We start from the raw sequence: 26,051 nt of genomic DNA, 5'->3' as shown, positions 1-26,051 counted from the left end.
CTAGCCCTTGGCGTCGGCTTCGCACTTCTTCATGAAGCTGGTCTTGGCCGCCCCGGCCAGTGCCTTGCCGTTCTTGTCGATCGCCTTCGCCGCGCAAGCCGGTGCGGCTGCGGCCGCAGCGTCCTTTTCACACTTCTTGACGAAGCTGGTCTTGGCCGCGCCATTCAGCTTCTTGTCCGCGGCCTGGGTGTCGCAGGGGGATGCGTGCGCGACGCCGAACGAGAGGGAGGCGCCCAGAGCCAGCAGGGAAAGGAGCTTTTTCATGATGGAGGAGTCCTTGGGAGATGGTTTGTGACGGTTTTCCCCGCCCCGGGGCTGCCCATCCTAACGGCCGACGTTCACTGTTGGATGACGATCGTTACGGCCGGCTGTCGGGCCCCCGGTAAAATTCGCAGATGCTATTGGTCAAACAGGAGCTGCTCGCGGCGCTCGCGAACACGCTCGAATCCCTCTCGCCCGGCACCGGCAGCAAAGCCGCGTTCGAGTCGCCCAAGGTGGCGGCACACGGCGATTTCGCCAGCACCGCGGCCATGCAGCTGGCCAAGCCGCTGCAGCGCAAGCCGCGCGAGCTGGCCGAACAGCTGGCGGCCGCGCTGCAGGCCACGCCCGCCTTCGGCAAATGGGTCGAATCGGTCGAGATCGCCGGCCCCGGTTTCCTGAACATCCGCCTCAAGACCGCGGCCCGCCAGCAGGTGGTGCGCGAGGTGCTTTCGGCCGGCGCCGCCTTCGGCCGCCAGCCTGCGCGCGACGAGCGGGTGCTGGTCGAGTTCGTCTCGGCCAACCCGACCGGCCCGCTGCATGTCGGCCATGGCCGCCAGGCCGCCCTCGGCGACGCCATCTGCAACCTGCTGGCGACGCAGGGCGACCAGGTCTGGCGCGAGTTCTATTACAACGACGCCGGCGTGCAGATCCAGACGCTGGCCACCAGCACCCAGCTGCGCGCCAAGGGCTTCAAGCCGGGCGACCCCGAATGGCCCGAGCAGGCCTACAACGGCGAGTACATCGCCGACATCGCGGCCGACTTCAAGGCCAGGAAGACCGTGCGTTCGGACGACCGCGAGTACACCGCCAGCGGCGACGTCGACGACCTCGACTCGATCCGCCAGTTCGCGGTCGCCTACCTGCGCCACGAACAGGATCTCGACCTGAAGGCCTTCCAGGTCCGGTTCGACAACTACTACCTCGAGTCCAGCCTCTACACCAGCGGCCGGGTGGCGGCCACGGTGCAGAAGCTCATCGATGCCGGCAAGACCTACGAGCTGGACGGCGCCCTGTGGCTCAAGTCGACCGACTACGGCGACGACAAGGACCGCGTGATGCGGAAGGGCGACGGCACGTACACCTACTTCGTGCCCGACGTGGCCTATCACATCGCCAAATGGGAGCGCGGCTTCCACAAGGTGGTCAACATCCAGGGCACCGACCACCACGGCACGATCGCGCGCGTGCGCGCCGGCCTGCAGGCGGCCGGGGTCGGCATCCCGGCCGGCTACCCCGACTACGTGCTGCACACCATGGTGCGCGTGGTGCGCGGCGGCGAGGAGGTCAAGATCAGCAAGCGCGCCGGCAGCTACGTCACCCTGCGCGACCTGATCGAATGGACCAGCACCGACGCGGTGCGCTTCTTCCTGCTGAGCCGCAAGCCCGACACCGAGTACACCTTCGACATCGACCTCGCGCTGGCGCAGAACAACGACAACCCGGTCTACTACGTGCAGTACGCCCACGCGCGCATCTGCTCGGTGCTGGCGGCCTGGGGCGGCGACCCGGCGACGCTCGAGGACGTGGACCTGTCTCCGCTGCAAAGTCCCGCCTCGCAGGCGCTGCTGCTGCAACTGGCCAAGTACCCCGAGATGCTGACCGCCGCAGCCAAGGATTTCGCGCCCCACGACGTCACCTTCTACCTGCGCGAACTGGCGGCGAGCTACCACAGCTACTACGACGCCGAGCGCATCCTGGTCGACGACGAGCCGGTCAAGCGGGCTCGTCTGGCGCTGGTCGCGGCGACCGCCCGGGTGCTGCACAATGGTCTCGCTGTTCTGGGCGTCAGCGCGCCGCAAAAGATGTGATTCCCTCCTCCACCATGAAGAAACGACAAAGCGGCAACATCGTCATCGGGTTGATCGTGGGCCTGGTGCTCGGGCTCGGCATCGCGCTCGGCATCGCGGTCTATGTGACCAAGGTGCCGATCCCGTTCATGACCAAGACCCAGCGCGGCGGTGCCGAGCAGGACGAGGCCGAGGCACGCAAGAACCGCGACTGGGACCCGAACCTGCCGCTGGCCGGCAAGGCCGGTGCCGCGGCCCGTGCCCCGGCGGCCGCGGCGCCGGTTGCGCCCGCCACCGTGGCGGCACCCACTCCGCCCGCCGGCCCGGTGCCGGTGGTGGTGGCACCCGGTGCGCGGGGCGACCAGACGGCCGCGCCGCGGCCGCCTCGTACCGCGCCGGTTCCGGCCGAAGCCAACGCGCTGCCGCCCTCGAACGACCCGATCGGCGATTTCGCGAAGGCGCGCTCCGGCGCAGGGGCCGCAGCGGCCACCGGCACCGGCACCGACCCGTTCATGTATTTCGTCCAGGCCGGCGCCTTCCGCACCCAGGAGGATGCCGATGCGCAGCGCGCCAAGCTCTCGCTGATGGGCGTGGAGGCGCGCGTGACCGAGCGCGAGCAGGCCGGCCGCACCGTCTACCGCGTGCGTGCCGGTCCTTTCAACAAGAAGGACGACGCCGACCAGCTCAAGGAGCGGCTCGACGGCGGGGGCCTTGAATCGGCCCTGGTTCGCGTCCAGCGTTGAGACTTCATCGTCTCCAGTTCGCCCGGTCCGGGAACTCCACCCGGCTTCGTGGGCTCTTTCAAGCCGTACAGAAGGAATTGATACATGAAACGTCGTGATTTTTCGCTGGCCGCCGCTTCGCTGGGGCTTCTTCCGCTGGCTGCACCCTCGCATGCCCAGCAGGCCCGTCCCATCAAGGCCGGGACCGACTACCTCGTGCTGCGCAAGCCGGCGCCGGTCGATACGCCCGCCGGCAAGGTCGAGGTGCTCGAGTTCTTTTCCTACAACTGTCCGCATTGCGCGGCCTTCGAGCCGCAGGTGGAAGCCTGGGTCAAGAAGTTGCCGCCCTATGTCGTTTTCCGTCGCATCCCGGTGCCGTTCGTCGGCAACGACACGGATGCCAAGCAGCGCTTCTACTACGCGCTCGAAGCGATGGGCAAGGTCGACGAATTCCAGCCCAAGGTGTTCCAGGCCATCCACCAGCAGCGCCTGAACCTGACCGGCGACGCCGCGATCCTCGCCTGGGTGGAGAAGCAACCGGGCCTCGACGCCAAGAAGTTCGCCGAGCTGTTCAAGTCCTTCTCGGTGGTCGGCAAGGCCAAGCGCGCCACCCAGCTCACCACCGACTACCAGGTGGCCGGGGTCCCGGCCCTTGGCGTGGCCGGGCGCTGGTACGTCGACGGCGACACGGCGGGCTCGCTCGACCGCGCGCTCCAGGTGGTCGACTTCCTGATCGCCGAAGCCCGCAAGGGTTGACGCGCCCGGTGGTGCGGACCGCGTCGGCGCCCTGCCGCCCGCCGTCGCCGCCACCACCCCGATTGCGTCATCGAAGCCCGCTTCCGCGGGCTTTTTCGTCAAGGCCGCGCGAGGCGGCGTCCATGGGGCGCATACAATCGCAGAGCAAGTTTCGTGCCTCTATGACATCGCCATCCTCCTTCACCTCCATTTCCCCTCGCCGATTCGGTCGCGTGCTTTGCCTGGCGCTGGCGCTGGCTGGATGCGCGTCGATGTCGCAGGCCGAGCAGGCCGACCGGAGCAAGCCGATGAACATCGAGGCCGACGCGATGCGCTATGACGACCTCAAGCAGACCAGCGTGTTCACCGGCAACGTGGTCGTGAACAAGGGCACGATCCAGATCCGCGGCACCCGCATCGACGTCCGCCAGGACCCCGAGGGCTACCAGTACGGCGTGGTGACGGCCGAACCTGGCAAGCTGGCCTACTTCAAGCAGAAACGCAACGCCGGCACCGACGAGTGGATCGAGGGCGAGGGCGAAGTGATCGAGTACGACAGCCGCGCCGACAACGTGAAGTTCATCCGCCGCGCCGTCATGCGGCGCCTGATCGGCGCCACGGTGAACGACGAGAGCAGCGGCCCGCTGATCGTCTACGACCAGAGCAACGACACCTTCACGGTCAACGGCTCCCCGCTGCCGCCGAACGCCGGCGTGGCGACCCAGCCGGGCGGCCGCGTCAAGGCCATCCTGACGCCCAAGGCGGCCGCCCCGGCGCCCGCCACCGGCGGTGCCAAGCCCGCGGCCACCCCGGCACCGGCGCCGGGCAACAGCCTGCGTTCCACCACCACGCTCGGCGGAGACCCCAAGAAGTGATCGAAACCGCCGGGGTGAACGGAAGCGATGGCCAGCCGGGCAGCCGGCTGGAGGCGCGCAGCCTGCAGAAGAGCTATGGCAGCCGCAAGGTCGTCAAGGACGTGTCGCTGGCCGTGCAGAAGGGCGAAGTGGTCGGACTGCTGGGCCCCAACGGCGCGGGCAAGACCACCTCCTTCTACATGATCGTCGGGCTGGTGCGGGCCGACGCCGGAGAGATCACGATCGACGGCGAGCCGATCGCCCACATGCCGATCCACCGCCGCGCCCGCATGGGCCTGAGCTACCTGCCGCAGGAGGCCTCGATCTTCCGCAAACTGTCGGTCGAGGAAAACGTGCGCGCAGTGCTCGAACTGCAGAGCGAGCCCGACGACCGAGGCCGAATGGTGCCGCTCAGCAAGGCGCACATCGACGAGCGGCTGAGCGAACTGCTGGCCGACCTGCGCGTCGACCATCTGCGCGATTCGCCGGCGCTGTCGCTGTCCGGCGGCGAGCGCCGCCGGGTCGAGATCGCGCGGGCCCTGGCGACGCAGCCGCGCTTCATCCTGCTGGACGAGCCCTTCGCCGGCATCGACCCGATCGCGGTGATCGAGATCCAGCGGATCATCAGCTTCCTGAAGGAGCGCGGCATCGGCGTGCTCATCACCGACCACAACGTGCGTGAGACGCTGGGCATCTGCGATCACGCGTTCATCATCAGCGACGGGCATGTGCTGGCACAAGGCACGCCTTCGGAGATCGTCGACAACGCCGAGGTACGCCGTGTGTACCTGGGCGAACATTTCCGGATGTAGGGGCCTTATCTCGATGAAGCAGGGGCTTTCGCTTCGCGTCTCCCAGCATCTGGCGCTGACGCCCCAACTGCAGCAATCGATCCGGCTGCTGCAGCTGTCGACTCTCGAGCTGAGCCAGGAAGTCGAGCAGATGCTCGACGACAACCCCTTCCTCGAGCGCACGGCCGAAGAGGCGGCGCGCGAGGAGTTCGGGCTGGACGCCGCCGATGCGCCGGTGCGCGACGAGGACCGCCAGGCCGAAGGCGATGGCGACTTCGCGCCCGGCCCCTCGACATCGACCGCCGAAGTCGCGGTCGCAACGCCCGACGCCGAAGCCGCCGCCGCCACCGATGCCGTCGACGGCGAGCCCGACTGGGAAGGCGACGGCACGGTCGACCTGGCGCCCGACGACAGCGAATGGGGCAGCGATGCGCCCGCGCGCACCAACAACCTCGGCGACGACGAACGCACCGACGCCACCGAACTGGCGCGCAGCCAGGAATCGCTGCAGTCCTTCCTGCATCGGCAGGCGCTGAGCCTGAGGCTCAGCGACACCGACCGCGCCGCGCTGCGCTTCCTGATCGAATCGCTCAACGACGACGGCTACCTCGAGGATTCGCTGCCGGCCCTGGCCTCGGGCCTGGCCGGCGACGACAACGACCAGTTCGACGACCTGGTGCATCACTTCCAGGTCGCGCTCGGCCTGTTGCAGAGCCTGGAGCCGGTCGGCGTCGGCGCCCGCAATCTGGGCGAGTGCCTCACGATCCAGCTGCGCGCCCTGGCGCACCCCGGCGAGGGTGCCGACGAGACGCAGGTGCGCGAGACCGCGATCGCGATCTGCAAGCAGCCGATGGAGCTGCTGGCGCGGCGCGATTTCAAGCGGCTGGCGACGCTCGCGCGCAGCAACGAGGAAGAGGTGCGCGCCGCCCTGCAGCTGATCTCCCGGCTCGAGCCCAAGCCGGGCCGCCGCTTCGTCGACGTCGAGCGCAACGTGGTGGTGCCGGACGTGATCGTCACGCGCATCGGCAACGGCACCAGCACCAACACCAAGTTCCGCGTCATGCTGAACCCCGAGGTGATGCCGCGGCTGCGCGTGCACGACATCTACGCCGGCGCGCTGAAGCAGCACAAGGGCGAGGGCAGCCAGGCGCTGTCGCAGCGGTTGCAGGAGGCGCGCTGGTTCATCAAGAACATCCAGCAGCGCTTCGACACCATCCTGCGGGTGTCGAACGCGATCGTCGAGCGGCAGAAGAGCTTCTTCGTGCACGGCGAGCTGGCGATGCGCCCGCTGGTGCTGCGCGAGATCGCCGACGAACTCGGCCTGCACGAATCGACCATCAGCCGCGTGACCACCGCCAAGTACATGGCGACGCCTTACGGCACGGTCGAGCTCAAGTACTTCTTCGGTTCGGCGCTCGGCACCGAGACCGGCGGCAATGCCTCGAGCACCGCGGTGCGGGCGCTGATCAAGCAGTTCGTGAGCGCCGAGGACCTGAAGAAGCCGCTGTCCGACAGCCAGATCTCCGAGATGCTCAAGGAGCAGGGCATCGAGTGCGCGCGCCGCACCGTCGCGAAGTACCGCGAGGCGCTGCGCATCGCGCCGGCCAATCTGCGCAAGGCGCTCTAGCGATGCTTCGGGGCCCGGGAGGGTTGCGCGGGTGGCTCGGCGCGGCGCTGCTGGCGGCGACCGTCCTGGCCAGTGGTTGCGCGATGCTGCCGGCCGATTTCGAGCGCCAGCCCTCGAGCGCGATCACGGCCTCGGGCGAGACCACGCTGGGCCGCATCGCCAGGGCCTCCTCCCCCGATCCGGACCTGAGTGGATTCCGGCTCATGCCCGGCGGCGACTTCGCGCTCGACACGCGCCTGCAGCTCGCCCGCCGCGCCGAGCGCACGCTCGACGTCCAGTACTACCAGATCGAGAACGACGAGACCGGCCGCTACTTCCTGCGCACCCTGCGCGATGCGGCCCTGCGCGGCGTGCGGGTGCGGCTCCTGATGGACGACCTGTACACCTCCGGCGAGGATGATCTGCTGCTGGCGCTGGCCGCCACGCCGAACCTCGAGCTGCGGCTGTTCAACCCTTTCCCGGCCGGCCGCGGCAGCATGCTGCAGCGCTTCTCGAGCTCGCTGTTCGACTTCGACCGCGTCAATCGCCGAATGCACAACAAGCTCTTCATCGCCGACGGCGCGATGGCGGTGGCGGGCGGGCGCAACATCGGCAGCCAGTACTTCACGCAGACCGCCGGCGCGAATTTCCTGGACATCGACACCTTCGTCGCCGGCGCCCTGGTGAAGCGCCTGGGCAGCCTGTTCGACCTCTACTGGAACAGCCCGTACGTGCGGCCGATCGGCACCGTGGTCGGCTCCTCGCTGCCGCGCGAGGCGCTGCAGCAGCGCTTCGATCAGGCCACCGGCCCCGCAACCACCGCAGCGCCGCGCCCGCCGGCACCGAACGACGTGCTGGGCTATGCGCCGCTGGGGCCGGAGCTGAAAGGCGGGGCCCGGCTCGACCTGATCTGGACCCTGGCCGAGGCCTATGCCGACGCGCCCGACCGGGTGGTCGGCAAGACCGCCTCCTATGGCGGGGTGCCGCTGCTCGACGTCGACAGCGTGCGCTACAACGTGATCGAGCAGATGCGGCGCTCGCGCTCCGAGGTGACGCTGGTGTCGCCCTACCTGATTCCGGGCAAGGCCGGCCTGGAGGTGATGAGCGAGATCCGCGGGCGCGGCGTGCGCATCAGCGTCGTCACCAACTCGCTTGCGGCCACCGACGAGCCACTGGTTCACACCGGCTACCGCCGCTACCGGCCCGACATGCTGCGGCTCGGCGTCGAGCTGTACGAACTGAGCTCGGCGCGCACCAAGCGCAGCGTGCGGCTTGGCCTGTTCGGCTCGCAGGTCGGCCGGCTGCATGCGAAGGCGGCGATCTTCGACCGCAAGGCGCTGTTCCTGGGCTCGATGAACTTCGATCCGCGCTCGGACACCCACAACACCGAGATCGGTCTCTTCATCGCCAGCCCCGAGATGGCGCAGCAGATCCTGAAGCTGCTCGACGTGCTGAAGCAACAGGGCGCCTACCGGGTGCGCTTTGCCGAAGGCGGCGAGCAGCTCGAATGGGTCAGCCGCGAGGGCGAGGCCGAAGAGGTGCTGACCGTGGAGCCCGACTCGGGCCTGTGGGACCGCGTGATGCTGGAGCTGCTCGCGCCGCTGGCGCCGGAGAGCCTTCTGTAGCGCTACTGGATGTTGATGGCCTCGACCTGCACCAGCAGCCGCACCTTGTCCTCGAAGCCGAAGGCGAGCCCCCAGCTGATGCCCCACTGGCTGCGCTCCACCGTGGTTTCGAAGTCGCCGCCGCAGATCTGGCGGTTGATCAGCGGGCTCAGGTAGCAGTTGAAGCGGTTGGCCTTGAGCACCACGGGGCGGCTCTTGCCCATCAAGGTGAGCGTGCCGTTGACCTGCGTGACCTTGTCGCCGCTGAAGTCGATCTGGTCGGCGACGAAGCGGGCGGTCGGAAACTCGGCCACGTTGAAGAAGTCCTTGCTCAGCAGGTGACGGTTGAGCAGGTCGACGCCGGTGTTGATGGAACTGATGTCCATCGTGATGTCGATCTTGCCGGTGGTGCCCGCAGGGTCGATCTTCACCTGGCCGTCCTTGGTGCTGAAGCGGCCGCGGTTGGTGGTGGTGCCGTAGTGGCCCATCTCGTAGTTGACGAAGGTGTGCGTCGGGTCGACCACGTAGCTCGCGCCCTTGACCGGGCCGCCGGCGGGCTTGGCGGCCACCTCGGGTGCCTGCTGGGCGCCGGCCAGTGCCGCCGCGGTCGTCAGCGCGGCGAGTGTGAGCAGTTTCTTCATGGCGCGCTTTCGGAAGAAGGTGGAAACATCGAAGGACTTCACAGCGGGCCGAGGCCGGTCAGCACCAGCTTGAAGCGCACCTGCACGTCGTCGGCCACCATCGACGTGTCGGTCCATTCGCCTTCGCCGATCCTGAAGGCGAGGCGCTGGATCGTAAGGCTTCCGGTCGCGGTCGATTGGCCGTAGGACTGGGTGATCTCCACCGGCACCACGACATCGCGGCTGCTGCCCTTGATGGTCAGCCGGCCGGCCACCTCGAATCGGCCGCCGCCCAGCGCCTTGATGGTGCTGGAGCGGAACTCCGCTTTCGGGAAGCGGTCGCTGTCGAACCAGGCCGGCCGGGGCAGTTCGGCATCGCTCTGCGGGATGCCCAGGCTGGCGCTGGCGACATCGATCTGCAGCGCGACGCTGCCGTCTTCGGGCCTGCGCGGGTCGAGGGCAATCCGGGCGTCGAACTTCCTGAACACACCTTCCACCGGCACGCCCATCTGCTTGATCACGAAGGCGATCTGGCTCGGGACGGGCAGCAGCTTCGCCGGCGCCGCCGGTTCGGCGGCGGCCGTGCCAGCCGTGCCGGCGACGATCAGCGCCGCCGCGCACCACCTGCGGCAGGCCATGGCAAGGAGAGTCATGGGAGACGATTCCGGGATGAAAGGGGCGACATGCGGCCAAGCAGGCCGTCGCGGTCGACGAAGTGGTGCTTGAGGGCCGCCGCGGCATGGACCAGCGCCGCCGCGGCGAGGCTGAAGGCGCCGATCTTGTGCAGCGGCTTCAGCACCGCCTCGGCGAAATCCTTGTCGACCGGCACGAAGTCCGGCAGCGGCAGCACGCCCAGCCACACCACGGGGAAGCCCAGCGCGGAGCTGTAGGCCCAGCCCAGCAGCGGCACGGCGAAGAACAGCAGGTAAAGCAGCAGGTGCAGTCCGCGGTGCGCGGCCAGTTGCCAGCCCGGCATGGCCGCCCGGATGCGCGCCGGCAGGGGCGGCGGCGGGTGCGACAGGCGCCACAGCAGGCGCATGGCCGACAGCGCGAGGATCGTGACGCCGGCCCACTTGTGCCAGTTGTAGAGCTTGAGGCGCAGCGGCGAGAACGGCAGTCCGGTCATCGACAGGCCGAGGCAGACGGAGCCGAGGATCATCAGCGCGAGCAGCCAGTGCAGGGCGATCGCCACCGGGCCGTAGCGCGGTGCGCCGTTGGGATCGACAGGAGGTCTCGGCGGCTCGACGGGCATGGCCAGAGCATAGGCGGTTCAGCTTTGCGCCTGCAGCAGCAGCGCATGGAGCATCGCGGGCTGCACGGGCTTGCGCAGGGCCTGCCAGCCGCGCTCGCGGGCCAGTTGCTGGGTGGCGTCGTCGATGTCGGCCGAGACCAGCGCGATGGCGAGGGACGGTCGGCGGCGCTGCAGCTCGGTCGCCAGCGCGAGGCCGTCGAGTTCGCCCGGCAGCCGGATGTCGCACAGCGCGATGCCGAAGTGCGCGAGGTCGGGCAGCGCGAGCGCCTCGGCCGCGCTGGCGCAGACCTCGGGCCGCGCGCCCCAGAGGCGCAGCAGCGCCGCGATGCTGTCGGCCACCACGAGGTTGTCCTCGACCACCAGCACGGCCAGCCCGGGGCGCAGGCGCCGCGTCTCGGGCGCCCTCGCGGGCTCGGCGCCCGCGGTGGGCATGGGCGCCAGCGGCACGCCCTGCGGCGCGGCCGGCAGCACGAAGGCGAACACCGACCCGCGTCCCGGCGCCGAGCGCAGCATGATCTCGACGCCCAGCCGCAGTGCCAGCCGCCGCACGATCGCCAGGCCCAGGCCGTGGCCGCGCTGCAGGTTGCGCTCGATGTTGCCGATCTGCTCGAAGTCGCCGAACACGCGCTCCTGGGCTTCCGAGGCGATGCCGATGCCGGCGTCCCGGACCTCGATCCGCCAGGCCTCGCCGCGCTGGCGGCAGGCCAGCAGCACGCGGCCCCGTGGCGTGAACTTGAGCGCGTTGTCGACCAGGTTGCCGAGGATCCGGCGCAGCGCGACTGCGTCGGTCCAGACCACGGCGGTCGCCGGGCAGCGCACCCGCACGCGGCCGCTGGCGGCCTGGCGTGCGAACTCGTGCAACAGCGGTGCCAGCGCGACCGCCACCGGCGAGATCGGGTCGGCGGCGGCCTCGATGCGCCCGATCTCGAGCAGCTGGTTGGTGAGTCCCTCGAGCGCCTGCTGGGCCTTCGACAGGGCGGCGACGGTGCCCAGCACGTTGATCGTGTCCTCGCCGGCACTCAGCTGCTGGCGCAGCACCTCCGCCTGCAGGCCCATCGCCATCACCGGCTGGCGCAGGTCGTGGTTGGCGGCCGAGAAGAAGCGCAGGCGCTCGGCCTGGGCCCGCTGCGACTCGTGCAGGCCGGCCAGCGCCCGCTCGCGCAGCGCGCTTTCGTTGTGGCGCAGGCCGATGTTCTCCTCGAGCTGGCGGGCGCGCTCGGACACCAGCTTCCAGACCATCGCGAGCAGACCGATGCCGAGCACCGACAGCACCATCATGATCGGCGCCCCGAAGGCCAGGCCCATGACGATCACCGGCGCCAGCAGCAGCGTGATCGCCAGCTGCATGGCCGGCGTGTAGTAGGAGACCGAGAAGGCCGAGGACAGCGTCATCGCCATCACCACCAGCCCGATCATCAGCTGCGCCGTGGGATCGGCCGGATTGAAGAGCAGGATGCCGGCCAGGCCGTGGGCGCCTTCATGGACCGCGATGCGCAGCGTGTGCAGGCGCAGGGCGGGCGGCAGGTTCCCGGGGGTCAGCGGCTCGGGCAGCCGTTGCGGGAAGAAGCCGCGGTAGGCGGTGGTGGCGGCGATCAGCGCGATCCAGACCGCCGCGTGCGGCACCGAGTACTGCCAGGCGAACAGCGCCGCCACGCCGCAGTCGAGCAGGAACTGGAACAGCAGCACCGGCCCGCTGGGCTGGGCGCTGAGCCGCAGCACCTCGCAGCGGATGGCAAACCCGTCGGTGGTTGAGGCCTCCGGGCTCCCCGACTGCGTATGGGTCGCTGCCCCCCGAGAGGGCGCGGGCCGACTTGGGGCGGCCCCGCGTCGGCCTGACGCCTCGGGGGATGCGGGGGTGGGCGAGGAGCTCATCGGCCGGTCCACTATAGAACAGGCAAGCCGCTGCCGGGCCGCGGCGAGGCGACAATCGCACGGTGAACGATCTCTCGCTTTTTCTCCCTTGCGCCGCCGGCGTCGAGGATTTCCTGGCGCAGGAAGTGCATGCGCTGACCGGCCGCGTGGGGCAGGACCTGCTCACGCTGCGCGGCGGGGTGCGGGTGCGCGCCGACTGGCGCGACGCGCTCAAGCTCAATCTCCACAGCCGGCTCGCGCAGCGCGTGCTGATCGAACTCGCGCAGGCGCCCTACCGCAGCGAGAACGACCTCTACGCGATCGCCAGCGGCGTCGCCTGGGAGATCTGGTTCACGCCGAAGCAGACCTTCAAGATCGAGACCACGGCGCAGCACAGCCCGCTGCAGAGCCTCAACTTCGCCACCCTGCGCATCAAGGACGCGATCGCCGACCGCTTCCGCGCCAAGGCGGGCGGCGTGCGGCCGAGCATCGAGACCCAGTGGCCCGACTGCCGCGTCTTCGCGCACCTGACGACCGATCTCTGCACGCTCTACATCGACACCTCGGGCGAGCCGCTCTTCAAGCGCGGCTGGCGGCAGGACAAGGGCGATGCGCCGCTCAAGGAAACCCTGGCCGCGGCGATGCTGGCGGCCAGCGGCTGGTGGAATCCGGAGACCGGCGCGGTGTCTGCCGAGCCGCTCTACGACCCTTGCTGCGGCAGTGGCACGATCGCGATCGAGGCGGCGCAGATCGCCTCGGGCATCGCGGCCGGCTCGCTGCGCCGCTTCGGCTTCGAGAAGCTGCTGCCTTTCCAGCCGCATGTCTGGTCGGCCCTGAAGGCCGCGTCGGTGCCGGCGGCGCCGCAGCCAGCGCCGGCGATCTTCGGCTCGGACGTCTCGCACCGCATGGTCGACTTCGCCGAGCGCAATGCCGAGCGCGCGGGCGTGGCGGCGGCGATCCAGTTCCGCGGCGGCGATGCGCTGCAGCGCATGCCCCCGGCCGAGTCGGGCGTGATCGTGCTGAATCCGCCCTACGGCGAGCGCATCGAGGTCGGCGGCGTGGCGCGCGGCCGCGAGGATGCGCAGACCGAGGATGGCGGCGAGTTCTTCGTCCAGCTCGCCAGCCACTGGAAAAAGAACTACGCCGGCTGGACCGCCTGGGTGCTGACGCCCGACCTGCAACTGCCCAAGCGCATGCGGCTGAAGGAGTCGCGCCGGGTGCCGATGTGGAACGGGCCGATCGAGTGCCGGCTGTTCAGGTTCGACATGGTGGCGGGCTCGGCGCGCAAGGTCTGACCTGCCGGCCCGGACGGGCGTTTCGGGCCAGAATGCGGCTCTCGCAGAAACCCGCATTCTCATGACCGATCTGTCCGCCTACCCGATCACCCAGAAATGGCCCGCCGCTCATCCGGATCGGCTGCAGCTCTATTCGCTGCCGACGCCCAACGGGGTCAAGGTCTCGATCATGCTGGAGGAGACCGGGCTCGCCTACGAGCCGCACCTGGTCAGCTTCGAATCGAACGACCAGAACTCACCCGAATTCCTCTCGCTGAGCCCGAACAACAAGATTCCGGCGATCCTTGATCCCAACGGGCCGGGCGGCAAGCCGCTGGCGCTGTTCGAGTCGGGCGCGATCCTGCTCTACCTCGCCGACAAGACCGGCCAGCTCATCCCGCAGGAACCCGCCGGACGCTACGAAGCGATCCAGTGGCTGATGTTCCAGATGGGCGGCATCGGCCCGATGTTCGGCCAGGTCGGCTTCTTCAACAAGTTCGCCGGCAAGGACTACGAGGACAAGCGGCCCCGCGACCGCTATGTGGCCGAATCCAAGCGTCTGCTCAAGGTGCTTGACCGGCAGCTCGAAGGGCGCGACTGGATCCTCGGCGACGGCTACTCGATCGCCGACATCGCGACCTTCCCGTGGGTGCGCAACCTGATCGGCTTCTACGAGGCCGGCGAGCTGGTCGGCATCGCCGACTTCCCGAACGTGATGCGGGTGCTCGAAGCCTTCGTCGCGCGCCCCGCAGTGGTTGCGGGGCTGAACATTCCGGCCCGGGGGTGAACGCCGAGCCCGCCGCGCGGCAGGACACGGCCCTGGCGGTCGTCCTCGACACCAACATCGTGCTCGACCTGCTGGTGTTCGACGACCCGGCGCGTGCGCCGCTTGCAGCCGCACTCGCCGCCGGCGAGCTGCGCTGGCTCACCACCGCCGCGATGCGCGACGAACTCGCGCGCGTGCTCGGCTATCCGCTGATCGCCGCACACCTGAAGACGCGCGGGCGTGAGGCGGGCGAGGTCCTGGCGGCCTTCGATGCCCGAACGCTCAAGGTCGACGGCGTGCCGGCGCGCGCGCCTTGCGCTTGCCGCGACCCCGACGACCAGATCTTCATCGACCTCGCGGTGGCGCAGCGGGCGCGGCTGCTGAGCAAGGACCGGGCGGTGCTCGCGATGCGCAAGCGGCTCGCGCCGTGGGGTGTCGAGGTATCGAAGGACTGGCGCCGGCCCTAGCTGGAACTGGGCGTGCTTAGACGGCTACCAACCTCTCGGCGCACGCTTCGCTCGCGCCGCTCAGCAAACCTCGACTTCTCCGTCCCCATACTCGCAAGCGGTGGGGTCGAACCACCTGTAGCCCCTGTAGTACAGCTGCACGGTATCGCCGTGGCCGTCATCAAACGTGTAGGTGGCCGTGCCGCCTGACGTCAGGCCCCAAGTCACCTTGCCGAAGTCGCTGAACTCCATGGTGCCTGACGCAAAACAGGGCGCATATCGCTCATGCGTGCTAAACCTGCCAGGGACGGGGTACGCCCTGGTGAAAAAGTCTTTGACCTGGCGCGCGGTCGGCTTGAATTTTTTGCAAGCCTCAGTCAGTCCTGGCTCTCTGGGATACGCATTGAGGCCAGTTTCCAGGATCACGACTTTCTGGATAGTCCGAGCGTTCGCGAGGCATGCAAACGCGAGTGCGGCTACTGCGACGATCAATCTGCCTATTACCATTTGGCCGTCTTCGCCTCAGTCACGTTCTTCCGCGCAATATCAGGGTGCCTATAAGTTTCTTGCATCGACACGTTGTACGTCTCCATCAGCTCCTTCATCAGCCATTGAAGAGAGCGCGTCTGCTGGTCCGTGACCGTCACAAATACCTCTTTGCCTCGCTCTCCTGGCGCCTCGCCCACAAGCTCGATCCCGATCGCATCGGAATTTGAGGGGTATCGGTCAGGAAATCGCTTCACCTTTTCAGCTGCGTGCACTGCCAAAGCCCGGGCACGGTTGCCCTTGGTTTTCTCTAGAGCGAGTGCGCTCTGCAACTCGGTAGGTGTGCATTTCTTCGTGAGTACACACCTTGATTGCAAGAATCCAACGTGGTTGGTGACCCGAAAGAGAGAGGCGGTTTGGTAAATGGTCCCATCCTTATCGATCAAGAAGTGCGCTCCGTTCGGAGGCTCGCCGCTGACGCTCTTCTTTGAATAGGAACTGAATGTGCCATCCGAGTTTCCCCCACCAGTCTGGTGAACCACGATGCCATTCACCGCGCCCAATTTTCCGCGCTCAATGAGTGGGAAGATCTTGATCTTGATCCGTTCTGCGTCAACGATTCCGCCACGATCGATAAAAAGACTCATGGTGCCCCCTTTTATGATTCGCAGTTGGCTCGAATGTTGAAGCTCATCGAGACGGTGCCGCCAGAGCCCCCTTGTTGATTCTGGATGGTGTACTCGTGCTTCACTCGCGCGAATGAGAGACTGATCGTCTCTCTTGCCTGCCGCATGGTGGTCTTGAGGCTTGGCGCAACTTGGGTCACGATCACATCGCCCATCGTGATCTTCAGAAACTCGAGCGGCTTCTCGCCCGCCTTTCTCACGACGAGCGTGGCCGTGTCGATGTGTTTGCCGGTCAGGCAGTACTTCATCAAGTTGGGGCTCGAGCGGTCCACGTAGTGATCGAAGGAGAGGTCGTGCACGGTGGCCTTGCCGGCGCCGCCCCCGCTGCCCGAGTGCATGCTGGACGTCTGCGTGACCTGCCACTCCCAATCCAGGACTTCAATTTCGTTCTCATGGGCGGCGTCTTGCGACTCACCGTTGATCCCACTCAATTTCAAAAAGATATCTTGGGCCAATGCGGGCTCCCCCCAAATCTAATTAGCTGGTTCCAGGTTCCGCGGCAACGCGGCGCCTTGAGCATTAAGTCCCATCGCAAACCAAAGGAGCAATAGGAAATGTCTGCGCCATCTGGAACTACTTCTGAAAGTGCCGTGCCCGGCCGCGGCCGTGACGCGGGCGGAGCCGCGCCGAAGCGACGTTGGCCCTGTATGCACCTTCGGCTGGCCAGGGCACGGCCAGCGATGGTGGCGGACTAGCCGCCGTACCAGCGCGCGAGCAAGCGAGCCACGGCTCGCACCCGCTGCGTGTCGCGCCCCCAGCGCCGCCCCGACGGCAGGTGGCGCAGCCAGCGCATGCGCCGCGCGGCGACGGCCAGGCGGTCGCGCACCTCTTCGCTCGCCTGGTCCAGCATCGCGTGCCAGTGCGCGGCGGCCGCATGCGGCGAGGCGGCGTCGACCAGCATCGCGGTGGAGTGCAGGTAGCTGAGCCAGTCGCGCGCCTGGCATTCGGCCAGTGGCAGCGTCTCGCCGGGGTCGTCCTCGAAATCGATGTAGCCGATCGTGCCGTCGGGGCATTGCACCAGGTTGCGGTCGAAGGCCTGGCTCAGGTAGGTTTCACGCGCATGCACGATGGCGATCGCGGCCAGGCCTTCGCGCCAGGTCGCCAGCAGCGCCACCGGCCCCGCGGCGGCGGCCTGGTCGAGCCGCTCCTGCAGCACGACCGGGGGGCGTCCGCTCTGGCCGAGGTCGGAGATCAGCAGGCCGTCGCCCTGCTGCGCCAGCACCGCCGGCACCCGCAGGCCCGCGGCACCGAGCTGTCGCAGCCGCTCGGCCTCGATCGCGATCGCGGCCTCGCCGCCCGGATTCGGCACCGGCCGCAAGACGTCGAGCCGCAGCGCCCCGGCGATGGCCGCCAGCAGGTGGTAGCGAAGCTTGCCGTGGCGCGGGCCGGCCTTCTTGAGCCAGACCCGCTCGTTGCCGAAGCGGTGGCTGGCGACCGCCCGGGTCTGCTGCGGCAACGCGGTGCGCAGGAACTCGGCGTAGTCGCCGGGCTGCGGCGGCGCCGCGCCGGGCTCCAACGGCGCCGGTGCCGACGCCATGCTCTTGCGCATCTGGACGCGTGTGGGCGATCCGCCCCGTCTCGCCGGGTTCATGGCGACAGGGCCAGAGGCTGGAAGCTCTGCGCGCTGGCCAGCGACCAGTAGGTGCGGAACACGTTGTGCTGCCCGTCGAGCCGCCCGAGCAGCGCGCCGGGCTGCACCTGCATCACCAGGTTGCTGAGCAGCCGCACCTCGGTGTCGGAGATGCGGCGCACGATGTGGTGGGCCGTGATCTGCCGCGGATGGTCGAGGCCGGCGGCCTGCACCAGCTCCTGCAGCGCATGCAGCGTGCTGCGGTGGAAGTTGCGCACCCGGTCGGCCTTGGTCGGCACCACCAGCGCTTGCTGGCGCACCGGATCCTGGGTGGTCACGCCGGTCGGGCAGAAGCCGGTGTGGCAGGCCTGGGCCTGGATGCAGCCCAGCGACATCATGAAGCCGCGCGCCGCGTTGCACCAGTCGGCGCCCAGCGCCATCATGCGTGCCAGGTCGAAGGCGGTGATCACCTTGCCGGCGCAGCCGATCTTGACGCGGTCGCGCAGGCCGACGCCGATCAGCGTGTTGTGGACCAGCAGCAGGCCCTCCTGCAGCGGCGCGCCGACGTGGTCGCTGAACTCGACCGGTGCCGCGCCGGTGCCGCCCTCGGCGCCGTCGACCACGATGAAATCGGGCGTGAGGCCGGTCTCCAGCATCGCCTTGACGATCGCGAACCATTCCCACGGATGTCCCAGGCAGAACTTGAAGCCCGTCGGCTTGCCGCCCGACAGCACGCGCAGCCGGGCGATGAAATGCATCATCTCGGTGGGCGTCGAGAAGGCGCTGTGGGAAGACGGCGAGACGCAGTCGACGCCCACCGGCACGCCGCGCGCGGCGGCGATCTCGGACGTGACCTTGGGCGCCGGCAGCACGCCGCCGTGGCCGGGCTTGGCGCCCTGGCTCAGCTTGATCTCGATCATCTTGACCTGCGGGTCGCTCGCGTTGGCGACGAAGCGCTCCTCGCTGAACGAGCCGTCGTCGTTGCGGCAGCCGAAGTAGCCCGAGCCGATCTCCCAGATCAGGTCGCCGCCGTGCACCCGATGGTGCGAGGAGATCGAGCCCTCGCCGGTGTCGTGTGCGAAGCCGCCCATCTTGGCGCCCTGGTTGAGCGCCATGATGGCGTTGGCCGAAAGCGCGCCGAAGCTCATCGCCGAGATGTTGAAGACGCTCGCGCTGTAGGGCCGGGTGCAGGTTTCGCCCGCGGGCGAGGCCGGGTTCGGCGTGCCGCCGATGACGATGCGGAAGTCGTGGTCGGCCAGCTTCGTCGGCCGCATCGAGTGGTTGATCCACTCGTAACCGGCGATCGCGACGTCGAGCTGGGTGCCGAAGGGCCGGTTGTCTGGCTCGCCCTTGCTGCGCTGGTAGACCAGCGAGCGCTGGGCGCGCGAGAAGGGCGCGGCTTCGGCGTCGCTCTCGATGAAATACTGCCGTATCTCGGGCCGGATGTACTCGAGCAGGAAGCGCAGGTGGCCGATGACGGGGTAATTGCGCAGGATCGCGTGGCGGGTCTGGCGCAGGTCGTGCACGCCGGTGCCGCAGAGCACGCCGAAAGCCGCGAGGGCGATCCACGCGGTCCAGCGGTCCGGCACGAGCAGAACCGCCACCACGCTCGCGACCAGGCCGGCCGCGCACAGCGCAAACGCGGTGTAACGCGCCGGGAACGGCGCAATCATCGGTGTCGAAATAGGGAGTCTCCGGAAGCCTTGCTGCATCATAGAGGGCTGCATTTGTAACGCCATGACAACCCAGCCCGACACCCCGACCCCCGCCCAGCCCGACAACGCACCGCTCGGCCCCGACGATTTCGACGCCCAGGACCAGGTCCTCGACGCCCTGCGCGAGCACGACGACGAGACGCCGCAATGGGAATTCTGCGAGGGCTTCATGGCCGCGCTGGTCTGCACGCGGCGCCCGATCGAGCCGGCCGAGTACTGGCCGGTGCTGCTGGGCGAGGGCTTCGTGCCGGCGCAGCACATGGAATTCGTCTGGCGCTGGAAGCGGCGCTGGCGCGAGATCGAAAGCGGCCTGGACGCCGACGTCCAGTCGCTCGACGACGAACGCACCTGGCAGCCCGAGGTGCTCGACACCCGCGGCGCGATCGCCGCGCTGCCCGAGGAAGAGCGCGCCGAGATGGCCGGCGAGGCGATCCCGTCCTTCGCCCAGGTCTGGGCGCTGGGCTTCATGTTCGCGGTCGAGAACTGGCCCGACGACTGGGCGCCGCCGCGCGACAAGGACGCGGCGCAGATGCTCGACGAGGCGCTCGACGCCATCGTCACGCTGACCGAGGACGACACCGGCAAGCCCGCGCTCTCGATGTACAGCGAGGACGGCCCGCCCAGCGTGAGCCAGCAGCGGGTCGACGACTTCGGCGCCGCGATCTGGGCCGTGTACGACCTGCGCCAGCTGTGGCGCAGCATGGGGCCGCGCGTGGAGACGATCCGCAAGGAAGCGACCCCGGGCCGCAACGATCCCTGCCCCTGCGGCAGCGGCAAGAAATACAAGAAGTGTCACGGAGCGTAATGGCTCGCCCCCAGGTTGGCTCACTTCGTGTAGCCGCCCACCCCCTGCCGGGGGCAGCACCAGCGGCCCTGGCTGCGCCGGCCGGGGCCTCCCGGCGCTGTTCCTGGAACCTCCGTCCGGTGAAGGCGGGCACTTGAACGCCGCACCCGTGGCGTTGTCCGCGCGCACGGCCTGGGCCATGGTCCTGGCCCTGTGCACCGCGTTCGCGCTGAGCCAGGCCTACCGCACCGTGGGCGCAATCATGGCCAGCCAGCTGCAGGCGGAGTTCAGGCTCTCGGCCCAGGCGCTCGGCCTCTTCTCGGCCGCCTTCCATTTCGCCTTCGGCGCGATGCAGCTCTTCATGGGCATCGGCATCGACCTGCACGGCGTGCGGCGCACCGTGCTGACTGCGTTTCCGCTCGCCATCGGCGGCGCACTGCTGTCGGCGCTGTCCACCGACTACGGGGTGCTGGTGGCCGGCCAGGTGCTGATCGGCATCGGTTGCGCGCCGGCCTTCCTGGTCTGCACGGTGTTCATTGCGCGGCATTTCCCCGCTGCGCGATTCGCTTCGGTATCGGGGCTGGTGCTGGGCATCGGCAGCGTCGGCATGCTGCTGACCGGCACCCCGCTCGCGTGGCTGGTGCAGGAGCGCTCGTGGCGCATGGGCTTCGTCGTGCTGGCGGCGGCCTCGGCGCTGGCCTGGCTGGCGATCTGGCACTGGGTGCGCGAGCCGGCGCGGCCGGACAGCCAGCCCAGGGAGTCGGTGGCGCAGGCGCTGCGGCAGTTCGGCGCCCTGTTCGCGCTGCCGCACACGCTCGGCATCATGGTGCTGGGGGCCGTGACCTATGCGGCCTTCATCTCGCTGCGCGGGCTCTGGCTCGGACCGCTGCTGATCGAGCGCCACGGCTATTCGCTGGTGCAGAGCGGCAACGTGGCGCTGGTCGTCTCGCTGGTCTCGCTGGTCGGGCCGCCCCTGTTCGGAGGGCTGGACCGGGACGGTCCGGCGCGGCGTCGCCGCATCATCGGCTGCAGCCTCGTCTATGCCGGGCTGTTCGCGGCGATCGCCTTCTTCACCCAGGCCTGGGTCGATGTCGGCGGCATGGTCCTGATCGGGCTGCTCGGCGGCTTCATCGTCTGGCAGTACGCCGACGTGCGGGCGGCCTATCCGGCGGCGATCACGGGCCGCGCGATGGCGGTCTTCACGATGGCGATGTTCCTCGGCGTGGCGCTGATGCAGTGGGTCACGGGCGCGGCGGCCTCGTGGGGTGCGGCCCATGGCATCGAGGCCTTCCGCGCCGTGCTGGCGACCATCGCGGGGCTGCTGGTCGCCGCCACCGTCGCCTTCGCCTGGCTGCCGGCGCCGGACGCTTCAAAATGGAGCCCTTCGAGAAATCCACATTCATGACCGAAATCACTCCCACCCCGCCGCTGCCCGACCATCTGTCCATCGACCCGCGCAGCCCGCATCACGTCGCCGCCGTGTTCGAGCACGACATCGGCATCCGATTCAACGGCAAGGAGCGCAGCGACGTCGAGGAGTACTGCATCAGCGAAGGCTGGATCAAGGTGCCCGCAGGCCGGACGCTCGATCGCAAGGGCAAGCCGCTGCTGATCAAGCTGAAGGGCAAGGTCGAAGTGTTCTATCAAGGTCAAAGCTGAGCGGGGCCCGCACAGCCATGCGCTTTCCGATGCGACCCTTCGCCACCCTTTCCCTCCTCGCGCTGGCGGCCGTCGCCGCCGGGTGCGCGTCGCGAGCCGCGCCCCGGGTCACCTGGCTCGGCGACGGTGTGTTCAAGTCGCCCACCGCGCAGGAGGCGGAGGCCTACTGCCGCAATTTCGGCGCACCCACGCGCTTCCTGGATGCCAAGGGGCCGGGCGCCCCGACCGGGGAAGTCACCTACCGCTGCGACTGAGCCAGTCCGGCGCCGGGCCGCCCCAAGCCGGACTGCACCCCCTCGGGGGGCAGCGACGACACGCAGTGCGGAGCGTGGGGGCCTTGAACCTTCAGATCTTGAACGCCCGCTGCACGTCCGGGCGCACCAGGTCCGCGTAGTCGCGGTGCTTGCGGATATAGCCGGCGATGAACTGGCAGACCGGAATCACGTGCTTGCCGTCGGTCCGTGCCTGGTCGAGCACGTGGCGCGCGAGCGCCGATCCCACGCCCTTGCCCTCGAAGGCCTGCAGCACCTCGGTATGGGTGAACATGATGGCCTCGCTGAGCAGGTTGTATTCGACGTAGCCTGCGAGTTCGCCGCCGATGCGGGCCTCGTAGCGGTGCGCGGCGGGGTTGTCGGCGATCGTGATGTCGGTCATGGGTGGTCCGTGGGGAGGTCAGGTCAGGGGTTGCGGGCGAGAAAGGCCGCGAGGTTCGTCGCCGCGGTGGCGCGCACCTTCTTCTTCAGCATCGGCGACCAGCCCAGCAGCAGGCCGGGCGCGCCCAGCGCCTGCCGCGACCAGCGCCAGAAGTCGAAGCGGTCGCGTTGCGTGGCGATGAGGCCCTCGGGCGTGAAGGTGAAGCGCGAGTCGATCGCGTTGTCGACGATGCGTCCGGTGGCGCTGAAGAGGTAGTGCGCGTCCCAGTGCGCCTTTCCGTTCGTCGCATCGGCCTCGATGTCGCGGTAGCGGAGCTTCCAGATTGCGGCGCCCTTGGCCTGGGTGCCGCTGCAGAGCATCTTCCACATGCCGCCGACCTCGCGCGCGCCGCGCAGCGAGAAGGCCTCGTCGTCGAAGCGCGCATCGGGCGCATAGCAGCTCGCCATGGTGTCGGCGTCGAGCAGGGCGAATGCGTCATAGAGGCGGCGGAGGGTTTGTTCGGTGCGCATGCGGCATCCTAATTCAGCCGGTCGCCGCGACCAGACGGAGTGAGGGAGCGTGGGGGCCAATCAGGCCGGCGCCGGGCCGCCCCAAGGCGGCCTGCGGCCCCCTCGGGGGGCAGCGACCCACACGAAGTGGGGGAGCGTGGGGGCTCAGGCACGCACCAGCTCGGCCAGCGTCTGCAGCGCGTAGTGCACCGTGGCCGCGCGTACCGTGGCGCGGTCGCCGTCGAAGCGGCGGCGCTCGGTGCGCACGCGGCCGTCCACCGACCAGCCGAACCAGACGGTGCCGACCGGCTTGTCGGGCGAGCCGCCGGTGGGCCCGGCGACGCCGGTGACCGCGACCGCGGCCTGGGCCCGGGAGCGCGCGATCGCGCCCTCGGCCATGGCCCGGGCCACCGGTTCGCTGACCGCGCCGTGGGCCGCGATCAGCGCCGCGTCGATGCCGAGCATCTCGCTCTTGGCTTCGTTCGAGTAGGTCACGAAGCCGCGCTCGAACCAGGCGCTCGAGCCCGAGAGATCGGTGCAGGCGCCGGCGATCAGGCCGCCGGTGCAGCTCTCGGCAGTGGCCATCATCCAGCGCCGTGGCTGCAGCAGTTCGGCCAGCTGAAGCACCAGCGCGGGCACGTCGGTGTCGGCAGGGGAGATCGGGGAGGGGTTCATCGTCACTTCACCATGCGGCGCGCCAGGCGGCGATGACCAGCAGCGTGCAAAAGGCCGCCACCAGGTCGTCGAACAGGATCCCGAAGCCCGCGGCGCTCCAGCGCATCGTCCCGTCGTCGGACGCGTGGGGCTTGAACAACCGGTCGGCCCAGCCGACCGGGCCCGGCTTGACGGCATCGAAAAAACGGAACAACCCGAAGGCGATGAGCTGGGCCAGCAGGCCACCGGGCAGCACCACCCAGAGCACGATCCAGAAGGCGACCACCTCGTCCCAGACGATGCTGCCGGGGTCGGCGATCTGCATGTGGCGGGCCGTGACCGTGCAGGCCCACCAGCCGATCGGCAGCGAGGCCAGGATCACCCAGCCGATCGCGGCGCTCGAGAGCCAGCGCTCCATCACCAGGAACGCGACCCAGGCCCAGAGCGTGCCCACGGTGCCGGGAGCGCGGCGCGGCAGGCCGGAGCCGAAGCCCAGGGCGATCAGGTGCGCAGGATGCGCGAACAGGAAGCGCAGCGTCGGGCGGAACGGGGCGGCGGGAGAGGACGAATCGGGATCGGCTTGCATCAGCCCGCAGTGTCGCGCATCTTTGGCCCCGTGGCGGTGACCGGCGTGATGCGGTAGACGCAGCGGCGAGCGCCCGCGATCAGGTGTTCTTCGCGGCGCAGACGGCCCTTCGGACCGGCGACGTCGCGAAACACCTCGAGTTCGGAACGGCAGAAGCCCTGGCAGGTCTCGGCGGCGGCGCAGATCGGGCAGTGGTCCTCGATCAGCAGCCAGTCGTCGCCGTCGGGCTCCAGCCGTGCCATGTAGCCTTCGTCGTCGCGCAGCGCGGCGAGCTTGCGCAGCCGCGGCTCCAGATCCTGCAGGTCCCGGCAGGCCTCCAGGTAGGCGGCGCGGGAAGCGCTCTCGCGCCGCGCGATGAGCTGCTCGAGCCCGGCTTCGCCGAACACCTCGCGCACGGTGTCGATCAGCGCCCGCGTGAGTTCGGCGTGCCGGTCGGGAAAACGCGCGTGCCCGCCGGCGCTCAGCGTCCAGGCCTGGCCCGGGCGCCCGACGCCGGAGGGCGCCTCGCTGACGCCGCGCACCAGCCCGCCCTCGACCAGCTTGTGCACCTGCTGCCGCACCGCCTCGGTCGTGGTCTGCAGCGCGGCGGCCAGCGCGGCCGTCGACGTCGGGCCGCGACTCTTCAGCAGCAGCAGGATGCGGTCGGCGGTGGAACTGGGTGTCATGTTATGCAGGATTTTACTTGTCTAATTGCGAGTGACTGTTAATATGCAAGTAAGTTCTTTGATAATTTGCCTGCCCGGCAGCCCCGTCCCCGCATGACCTCGCTTTCTACCGCTGCCGTTCCGACCCGCACCGCTTCATGGGGCGAATTGTTCTCGGGGCGCAACGCCTGGCGAGCCGTCGCCGTCACCGGCGGGGTCGCATTGCATGCGATCAACGTGCACATCGTGACCACGGTGCTGCCTTCGGTCGTGCAGGACATCGGCGGCGTCGCCTGGTATGCCTGGAACACCACGCTGTTCGTGGCGGCGTCGATCCTCGGCGCATCGCTGTCGGTGCGCCTGCTCCAGGAACTGGGGCCGCGCCGCACCTACCTGGCGGCGCTGGCGGTCTTCGTGCTGGGCAGCATCGGATGCGCGACGGCCCCGGGCATGGCCTGGATGCTGGCCGGACGCACCGTGCAGGGACTGGGCGGCGGCGTGCTGGCGGCGTTGAGCTACGCGTTGATCCGCTTCATGTTCGAGGCCGCCCTGTGGCCGCGCGCGGTCGCGCTGGTCTCGGGCATGTGGGGCGTCGCGACCCTGTGCGGTCCCGCGGTCGGCGGCGTCTTCGCGCAGCTGGGCCACTGGCGCTGGGCCTTCTGGGCCCTGCTGCCGGTCGCGCTGGTCCAGGCCCTGATCGTCAGCGTGCAATTGCCGCCGCGTGCCGGTGCGGCCGAACGGGATGCGCCGCGCGCCGCCTTGCCGATCGGCCAGATCCTGCTGCTGATCGCCTCGGCCCTGTGCGTGGCGACGGCGAGCCTGTTCGACACGCTGCCCGGCCAGATCGGCATGGTGCTCTTCGGCCTCGGGCTGGGCGTCGTGCTGGCGCGCGTCGACCGGCGGGCGACGGTCCGGCTGCTGCCCACCGGCGCCTATGCGCCCTTCACGGCGTTCGGTGCCATCTATGCCTGCGTCGCGCTGCTCCTGATCGGCACCGACACGGAGATCTTCGTGCCCTACTTCCTGCAGACGCTGCACGGCCATTCGCCGCTGGCCGCGGGCTATCTCACGGCCGCGATGGCGGGCGGCTGGAGCGCCGCCTCGCTGCTGTCCGCGGGCCGAACAGGGCCGCGCGCCGACCGCATGCTGCGCCTCGGCCCGGTGGTCAGCACGCTCGGCCTGCTCGGGCTGCTGCTGCTCGTGCCCGTGGTGCGCTTCGCGCCGGCGCTGCAGACGCTTGGCATCGGTCTCGCGCTGGCCTGCACCGGCTTTGGCGTGGGCATGGGGTGGCCGCATCTGCTCACCCGCGTGCTGACGCTGGCGCGGCCCGGCGAGGAAAACCTGGCGTCGGCCTCGATCACGACCGTGCAGCTCTACGGCATGGCGATCGGCGCCGCGGTGGCCGGCCTGGTGGCGAATGCGGCCGGACTGACCGACCCCGGCGGCGCGGCGGGCGCGCAATCGGCGGCCACGTGGCTGTTCGCCAGCTTTGCGCTGGCGCCTGCACTGGCGGCCGTGCTGGCGCAGCGTTTTCTCGCCGCGCGGCATTGAGCCGG

Annotated in this window: 29 protein-coding genes; 15 read left to right on the top strand and 14 right to left on the bottom strand. The window is 69.2% G+C overall.

The genetic code is table 11. The annotated features are described in order from the left end of the window. A complete protein-coding gene (locus AB4Z46_RS25165) occupies positions 1 to 264 on the bottom strand; it encodes a hypothetical protein (RefSeq protein ID WP_442286276.1) in 264 nt (87 codons plus the stop codon). A gap of 131 nt (positions 265 to 395) precedes the next feature. On the opposite strand from AB4Z46_RS25165, the gene argS reads away from it, so the two are divergent. The 7 genes from argS to AB4Z46_RS25130 all read left to right on the top strand — a co-directional run bounded on the left by argS (position 396) and on the right by AB4Z46_RS25130 (position 8,381). Further along, the gene (gene argS, locus AB4Z46_RS25160) at positions 396 to 2,069 is read left to right on the top strand and encodes an arginine--tRNA ligase (protein ID WP_442286275.1); all 1,674 of its coding nucleotides are present in this window, start codon (positions 396 to 398) and stop codon (positions 2,067 to 2,069) included. Between the two features lie 14 nt (positions 2,070 to 2,083). Then, positions 2,084 to 2,791, top strand: a complete 708-nt coding sequence (locus AB4Z46_RS25155) for an SPOR domain-containing protein (RefSeq protein ID WP_442286274.1) — start codon at positions 2,084 to 2,086, stop codon at positions 2,789 to 2,791. 84 nt (positions 2,792 to 2,875) lie between these two features. Further along, positions 2,876 to 3,526 carry a thiol:disulfide interchange protein DsbA/DsbL gene (locus tag AB4Z46_RS25150; RefSeq protein WP_442286273.1) on the top strand — a complete coding sequence of 217 codons (651 nt, stop codon included), beginning with the start codon at positions 2,876 to 2,878 and terminating at the stop codon, positions 3,524 to 3,526. Positions 3,527 to 3,687: 161 nt separating this feature from the next. Further along, the gene (lptA, locus tag AB4Z46_RS25145; protein WP_442286272.1) at positions 3,688 to 4,380 is read left to right on the top strand and encodes a lipopolysaccharide transport periplasmic protein LptA; all 693 of its coding nucleotides are present in this window, start codon (positions 3,688 to 3,690) and stop codon (positions 4,378 to 4,380) included. Beyond that, positions 4,377 to 5,171: an LPS export ABC transporter ATP-binding protein gene (gene lptB, locus AB4Z46_RS25140; RefSeq protein WP_442286271.1), complete on the top strand. Its 795-nt coding sequence runs from the start codon at positions 4,377 to 4,379 to the stop codon at positions 5,169 to 5,171. The genes lptA and lptB overlap by 4 nt, the downstream gene beginning before the upstream one ends. 13 nt (positions 5,172 to 5,184) lie before the next feature. Next, on the top strand, positions 5,185 to 6,777 hold the full coding sequence (locus AB4Z46_RS25135) for an RNA polymerase factor sigma-54 (RefSeq protein ID WP_442286270.1): 1,593 nt from the start codon (positions 5,185 to 5,187) through the stop codon (positions 6,775 to 6,777). A gap of 2 nt (positions 6,778 to 6,779) precedes the next feature. After that, the gene (locus AB4Z46_RS25130; protein WP_442286269.1) at positions 6,780 to 8,381 is read left to right on the top strand and encodes a phospholipase D family protein; all 1,602 of its coding nucleotides are present in this window, start codon (positions 6,780 to 6,782) and stop codon (positions 8,379 to 8,381) included. A 2-nt stretch (positions 8,382 to 8,383) separates the two neighbouring features. Here AB4Z46_RS25130 and AB4Z46_RS25125 read toward each other — a convergent pair whose 3' ends face one another. From AB4Z46_RS25125 to AB4Z46_RS25110, 4 genes are read right to left on the bottom strand one after another with little or no spacing between them, the layout of a single operon-like run. Further along, positions 8,384 to 9,001, bottom strand: coding sequence for a YceI family protein (locus tag AB4Z46_RS25125; protein ID WP_442286268.1), 618 nt, complete (start codon positions 8,999 to 9,001; stop codon positions 8,384 to 8,386). Positions 9,002 to 9,039: 38 nt separating this feature from the next. Continuing rightward, entirely contained in the window at positions 9,040 to 9,633 is a 594-nt protein-coding gene (locus AB4Z46_RS25120; protein ID WP_442286267.1) for a YceI family protein, read from the bottom strand. Next, a complete protein-coding gene (locus AB4Z46_RS25115; protein WP_442286266.1) occupies positions 9,630 to 10,232 on the bottom strand; it encodes a cytochrome b in 603 nt (200 codons plus the stop codon). Before AB4Z46_RS25115 ends, AB4Z46_RS25120 begins: the two co-directional genes overlap by 4 nt. Before the next feature lie 18 nt (positions 10,233 to 10,250). Continuing rightward, entirely contained in the window at positions 10,251 to 11,951 is a 1,701-nt protein-coding gene (locus AB4Z46_RS25110; protein WP_442286265.1) for an ATP-binding protein, read from the bottom strand. Positions 11,952 to 12,166: 215 nt separating this feature from the next. On the opposite strand from AB4Z46_RS25110, the gene AB4Z46_RS25105 reads away from it, so the two are divergent. The 3 genes from AB4Z46_RS25105 (at position 12,167) to AB4Z46_RS25095 (ending at position 14,590) form a co-directional block, all read left to right on the top strand. Further along, complete coding sequence (locus AB4Z46_RS25105) at positions 12,167 to 13,378, top strand: THUMP domain-containing class I SAM-dependent RNA methyltransferase (protein WP_442286264.1); 1,212 nt, start codon at positions 12,167 to 12,169, stop codon at positions 13,376 to 13,378. Positions 13,379 to 13,439: 61 nt separating this feature from the next. Further along, positions 13,440 to 14,144 carry a glutathione S-transferase N-terminal domain-containing protein gene (locus tag AB4Z46_RS25100; RefSeq protein WP_442286263.1) on the top strand — a complete coding sequence of 235 codons (705 nt, stop codon included), beginning with the start codon at positions 13,440 to 13,442 and terminating at the stop codon, positions 14,142 to 14,144. Then, positions 14,141 to 14,590 (top strand): putative toxin-antitoxin system toxin component, PIN family, encoded by a 450-nt coding sequence (locus tag AB4Z46_RS25095; protein WP_442286262.1) that lies wholly within the window; start codon positions 14,141 to 14,143, stop codon positions 14,588 to 14,590. Before AB4Z46_RS25100 ends, AB4Z46_RS25095 begins: the two co-directional genes overlap by 4 nt. 479 nt (positions 14,591 to 15,069) lie before the next feature. Here AB4Z46_RS25095 and AB4Z46_RS25090 read toward each other — a convergent pair whose 3' ends face one another. From AB4Z46_RS25090 to AB4Z46_RS25075, 4 genes are all read right to left on the bottom strand, one after another. Next, a complete protein-coding gene (locus tag AB4Z46_RS25090) occupies positions 15,070 to 15,702 on the bottom strand; it encodes a peptidoglycan recognition protein family protein (RefSeq protein ID WP_442286261.1) in 633 nt (210 codons plus the stop codon). A gap of 11 nt (positions 15,703 to 15,713) precedes the next feature. Beyond that, positions 15,714 to 16,196: an Hcp family type VI secretion system effector gene (locus tag AB4Z46_RS25085; RefSeq protein WP_442286260.1), complete on the bottom strand. Its 483-nt coding sequence runs from the start codon at positions 16,194 to 16,196 to the stop codon at positions 15,714 to 15,716. A gap of 236 nt (positions 16,197 to 16,432) precedes the next feature. Next, a complete protein-coding gene (locus AB4Z46_RS25080) occupies positions 16,433 to 17,332 on the bottom strand; it encodes a hypothetical protein (protein WP_442286259.1) in 900 nt (299 codons plus the stop codon). Beyond that, positions 17,329 to 18,984 carry an FMN-binding glutamate synthase family protein gene (locus tag AB4Z46_RS25075; RefSeq protein WP_442286258.1) on the bottom strand — a complete coding sequence of 552 codons (1,656 nt, stop codon included), beginning with the start codon at positions 18,982 to 18,984 and terminating at the stop codon, positions 17,329 to 17,331. The genes AB4Z46_RS25080 and AB4Z46_RS25075 overlap by 4 nt, the downstream gene beginning before the upstream one ends. 64 nt (positions 18,985 to 19,048) lie before the next feature. Here AB4Z46_RS25075 and AB4Z46_RS25070 point away from each other — a divergent pair, with 64 nt between their 5' ends. The 4 genes from AB4Z46_RS25070 (at position 19,049) to AB4Z46_RS25055 (ending at position 21,723) form a co-directional block, all read left to right on the top strand. After that, entirely contained in the window at positions 19,049 to 19,831 is a 783-nt protein-coding gene (locus tag AB4Z46_RS25070) for a UPF0149 family protein (protein ID WP_442286257.1), read from the top strand. Positions 19,832 to 20,009: 178 nt separating this feature from the next. Then, on the top strand, positions 20,010 to 21,215 hold the full coding sequence (locus AB4Z46_RS25065; RefSeq protein ID WP_442286297.1) for an MFS transporter: 1,206 nt from the start codon (positions 20,010 to 20,012) through the stop codon (positions 21,213 to 21,215). Next, positions 21,212 to 21,469 (top strand): DUF3297 family protein, encoded by a 258-nt coding sequence (locus tag AB4Z46_RS25060; protein WP_442286256.1) that lies wholly within the window; start codon positions 21,212 to 21,214, stop codon positions 21,467 to 21,469. The genes AB4Z46_RS25065 and AB4Z46_RS25060 overlap by 4 nt, the downstream gene beginning before the upstream one ends. A gap of 17 nt (positions 21,470 to 21,486) precedes the next feature. Beyond that, positions 21,487 to 21,723, top strand: a complete 237-nt coding sequence (locus AB4Z46_RS25055; protein ID WP_442286255.1) for a hypothetical protein — start codon at positions 21,487 to 21,489, stop codon at positions 21,721 to 21,723. Between the two features lie 91 nt (positions 21,724 to 21,814). On the opposite strand, the gene AB4Z46_RS25050 is transcribed toward AB4Z46_RS25055, so the two are convergent. From AB4Z46_RS25050 to AB4Z46_RS25030, 5 genes are all read right to left on the bottom strand, one after another. Continuing rightward, positions 21,815 to 22,123, bottom strand: coding sequence for a GNAT family N-acetyltransferase (locus AB4Z46_RS25050; RefSeq protein ID WP_442286254.1), 309 nt, complete (start codon positions 22,121 to 22,123; stop codon positions 21,815 to 21,817). Between the two features lie 23 nt (positions 22,124 to 22,146). Beyond that, positions 22,147 to 22,632: a nuclear transport factor 2 family protein gene (locus tag AB4Z46_RS25045; protein ID WP_442286253.1), complete on the bottom strand. Its 486-nt coding sequence runs from the start codon at positions 22,630 to 22,632 to the stop codon at positions 22,147 to 22,149. A gap of 144 nt (positions 22,633 to 22,776) precedes the next feature. Further along, positions 22,777 to 23,286 (bottom strand): CinA family protein, encoded by a 510-nt coding sequence (locus AB4Z46_RS25040; protein WP_442286252.1) that lies wholly within the window; start codon positions 23,284 to 23,286, stop codon positions 22,777 to 22,779. A 7-nt stretch (positions 23,287 to 23,293) separates the two neighbouring features. Further along, the gene (locus tag AB4Z46_RS25035) at positions 23,294 to 23,851 is read right to left on the bottom strand and encodes a phosphatidylglycerophosphatase A family protein (RefSeq protein ID WP_442286251.1); all 558 of its coding nucleotides are present in this window, start codon (positions 23,849 to 23,851) and stop codon (positions 23,294 to 23,296) included. Further along, the gene (locus AB4Z46_RS25030; protein WP_442286250.1) at positions 23,851 to 24,516 is read right to left on the bottom strand and encodes a helix-turn-helix transcriptional regulator; all 666 of its coding nucleotides are present in this window, start codon (positions 24,514 to 24,516) and stop codon (positions 23,851 to 23,853) included. Before AB4Z46_RS25030 ends, AB4Z46_RS25035 begins: the two co-directional genes overlap by 1 nt. Before the next feature lie 93 nt (positions 24,517 to 24,609). Between AB4Z46_RS25030 and AB4Z46_RS25025 the strand changes: the two genes are divergently transcribed. Next, on the top strand, positions 24,610 to 26,046 hold the full coding sequence (locus AB4Z46_RS25025; RefSeq protein ID WP_442286249.1) for an MFS transporter: 1,437 nt from the start codon (positions 24,610 to 24,612) through the stop codon (positions 26,044 to 26,046). The last annotated feature ends 5 nt before the right edge of the window (positions 26,047 to 26,051 follow it).

It is taken from the genome of Variovorax sp. M-6, assembly GCF_052114385.1.
GTDB lineage: Bacteria > Pseudomonadota > Gammaproteobacteria > Burkholderiales > Burkholderiaceae_C > Variovorax.
This window is presented reverse-complemented; position numbering and strand designations above follow the sequence as displayed.

Bases quoted from the DNA above. Each gene is read 5' to 3' on its own strand.
- AB4Z46_RS25045 (WP_442286253.1), bottom strand. From the start codon at position 22,632: ATGCGCACCGAACAAACCCTCCGCCGCCTCTATGACGCATTCGCCCTG.
- AB4Z46_RS25070 (WP_442286257.1), top strand. From the start codon at position 19,049: ATGACAACCCAGCCCGACACCCCGACCCCCGCCCAGCCCGACAACGCA.
- AB4Z46_RS25065 (WP_442286297.1), top strand. From the start codon at position 20,010: ATGGTCCTGGCCCTGTGCACCGCGTTCGCGCTGAGCCAGGCCTACCGC.
- AB4Z46_RS25030 (WP_442286250.1), bottom strand. From the start codon at position 24,516: ATGACACCCAGTTCCACCGCCGACCGCATCCTGCTGCTGCTGAAGAGT.
- AB4Z46_RS25080 (WP_442286259.1), bottom strand. From the start codon at position 17,332: ATGAACCCGGCGAGACGGGGCGGATCGCCCACACGCGTCCAGATGCGC.
- AB4Z46_RS25055 (WP_442286255.1), top strand. From the start codon at position 21,487: ATGCGCTTTCCGATGCGACCCTTCGCCACCCTTTCCCTCCTCGCGCTG.
- AB4Z46_RS25060 (WP_442286256.1), top strand. From the start codon at position 21,212: ATGACCGAAATCACTCCCACCCCGCCGCTGCCCGACCATCTGTCCATC.
- argS (WP_442286275.1), top strand. From the start codon at position 396: ATGCTATTGGTCAAACAGGAGCTGCTCGCGGCGCTCGCGAACACGCTC.
- AB4Z46_RS25120 (WP_442286267.1), bottom strand. From the start codon at position 9,633: ATGACTCTCCTTGCCATGGCCTGCCGCAGGTGGTGCGCGGCGGCGCTG.
- AB4Z46_RS25135 (WP_442286270.1), top strand. From the start codon at position 5,185: ATGAAGCAGGGGCTTTCGCTTCGCGTCTCCCAGCATCTGGCGCTGACG.
- AB4Z46_RS25115 (WP_442286266.1), bottom strand. From the start codon at position 10,232: ATGCCCGTCGAGCCGCCGAGACCTCCTGTCGATCCCAACGGCGCACCG.
- AB4Z46_RS25155 (WP_442286274.1), top strand. From the start codon at position 2,084: ATGAAGAAACGACAAAGCGGCAACATCGTCATCGGGTTGATCGTGGGC.
- AB4Z46_RS25075 (WP_442286258.1), bottom strand. From the start codon at position 18,984: ATGATTGCGCCGTTCCCGGCGCGTTACACCGCGTTTGCGCTGTGCGCG.
- AB4Z46_RS25130 (WP_442286269.1), top strand. From the start codon at position 6,780: ATGCTTCGGGGCCCGGGAGGGTTGCGCGGGTGGCTCGGCGCGGCGCTG.
- AB4Z46_RS25040 (WP_442286252.1), bottom strand. From the start codon at position 23,286: ATGAACCCCTCCCCGATCTCCCCTGCCGACACCGACGTGCCCGCGCTG.
- AB4Z46_RS25035 (WP_442286251.1), bottom strand. From the start codon at position 23,851: ATGCAAGCCGATCCCGATTCGTCCTCTCCCGCCGCCCCGTTCCGCCCG.
- AB4Z46_RS25090 (WP_442286261.1), bottom strand. From the start codon at position 15,702: ATGAGTCTTTTTATCGATCGTGGCGGAATCGTTGACGCAGAACGGATC.
- AB4Z46_RS25100 (WP_442286263.1), top strand. From the start codon at position 13,440: ATGACCGATCTGTCCGCCTACCCGATCACCCAGAAATGGCCCGCCGCT.
- AB4Z46_RS25125 (WP_442286268.1), bottom strand. From the start codon at position 9,001: ATGAAGAAACTGCTCACACTCGCCGCGCTGACGACCGCGGCGGCACTG.
- AB4Z46_RS25025 (WP_442286249.1), top strand. From the start codon at position 24,610: ATGACCTCGCTTTCTACCGCTGCCGTTCCGACCCGCACCGCTTCATGG.
- lptA (WP_442286272.1), top strand. From the start codon at position 3,688: ATGACATCGCCATCCTCCTTCACCTCCATTTCCCCTCGCCGATTCGGT.
- AB4Z46_RS25050 (WP_442286254.1), bottom strand. From the start codon at position 22,123: ATGACCGACATCACGATCGCCGACAACCCCGCCGCGCACCGCTACGAG.
- AB4Z46_RS25165 (WP_442286276.1), bottom strand. From the start codon at position 264: ATGAAAAAGCTCCTTTCCCTGCTGGCTCTGGGCGCCTCCCTCTCGTTC.
- AB4Z46_RS25150 (WP_442286273.1), top strand. From the start codon at position 2,876: ATGAAACGTCGTGATTTTTCGCTGGCCGCCGCTTCGCTGGGGCTTCTT.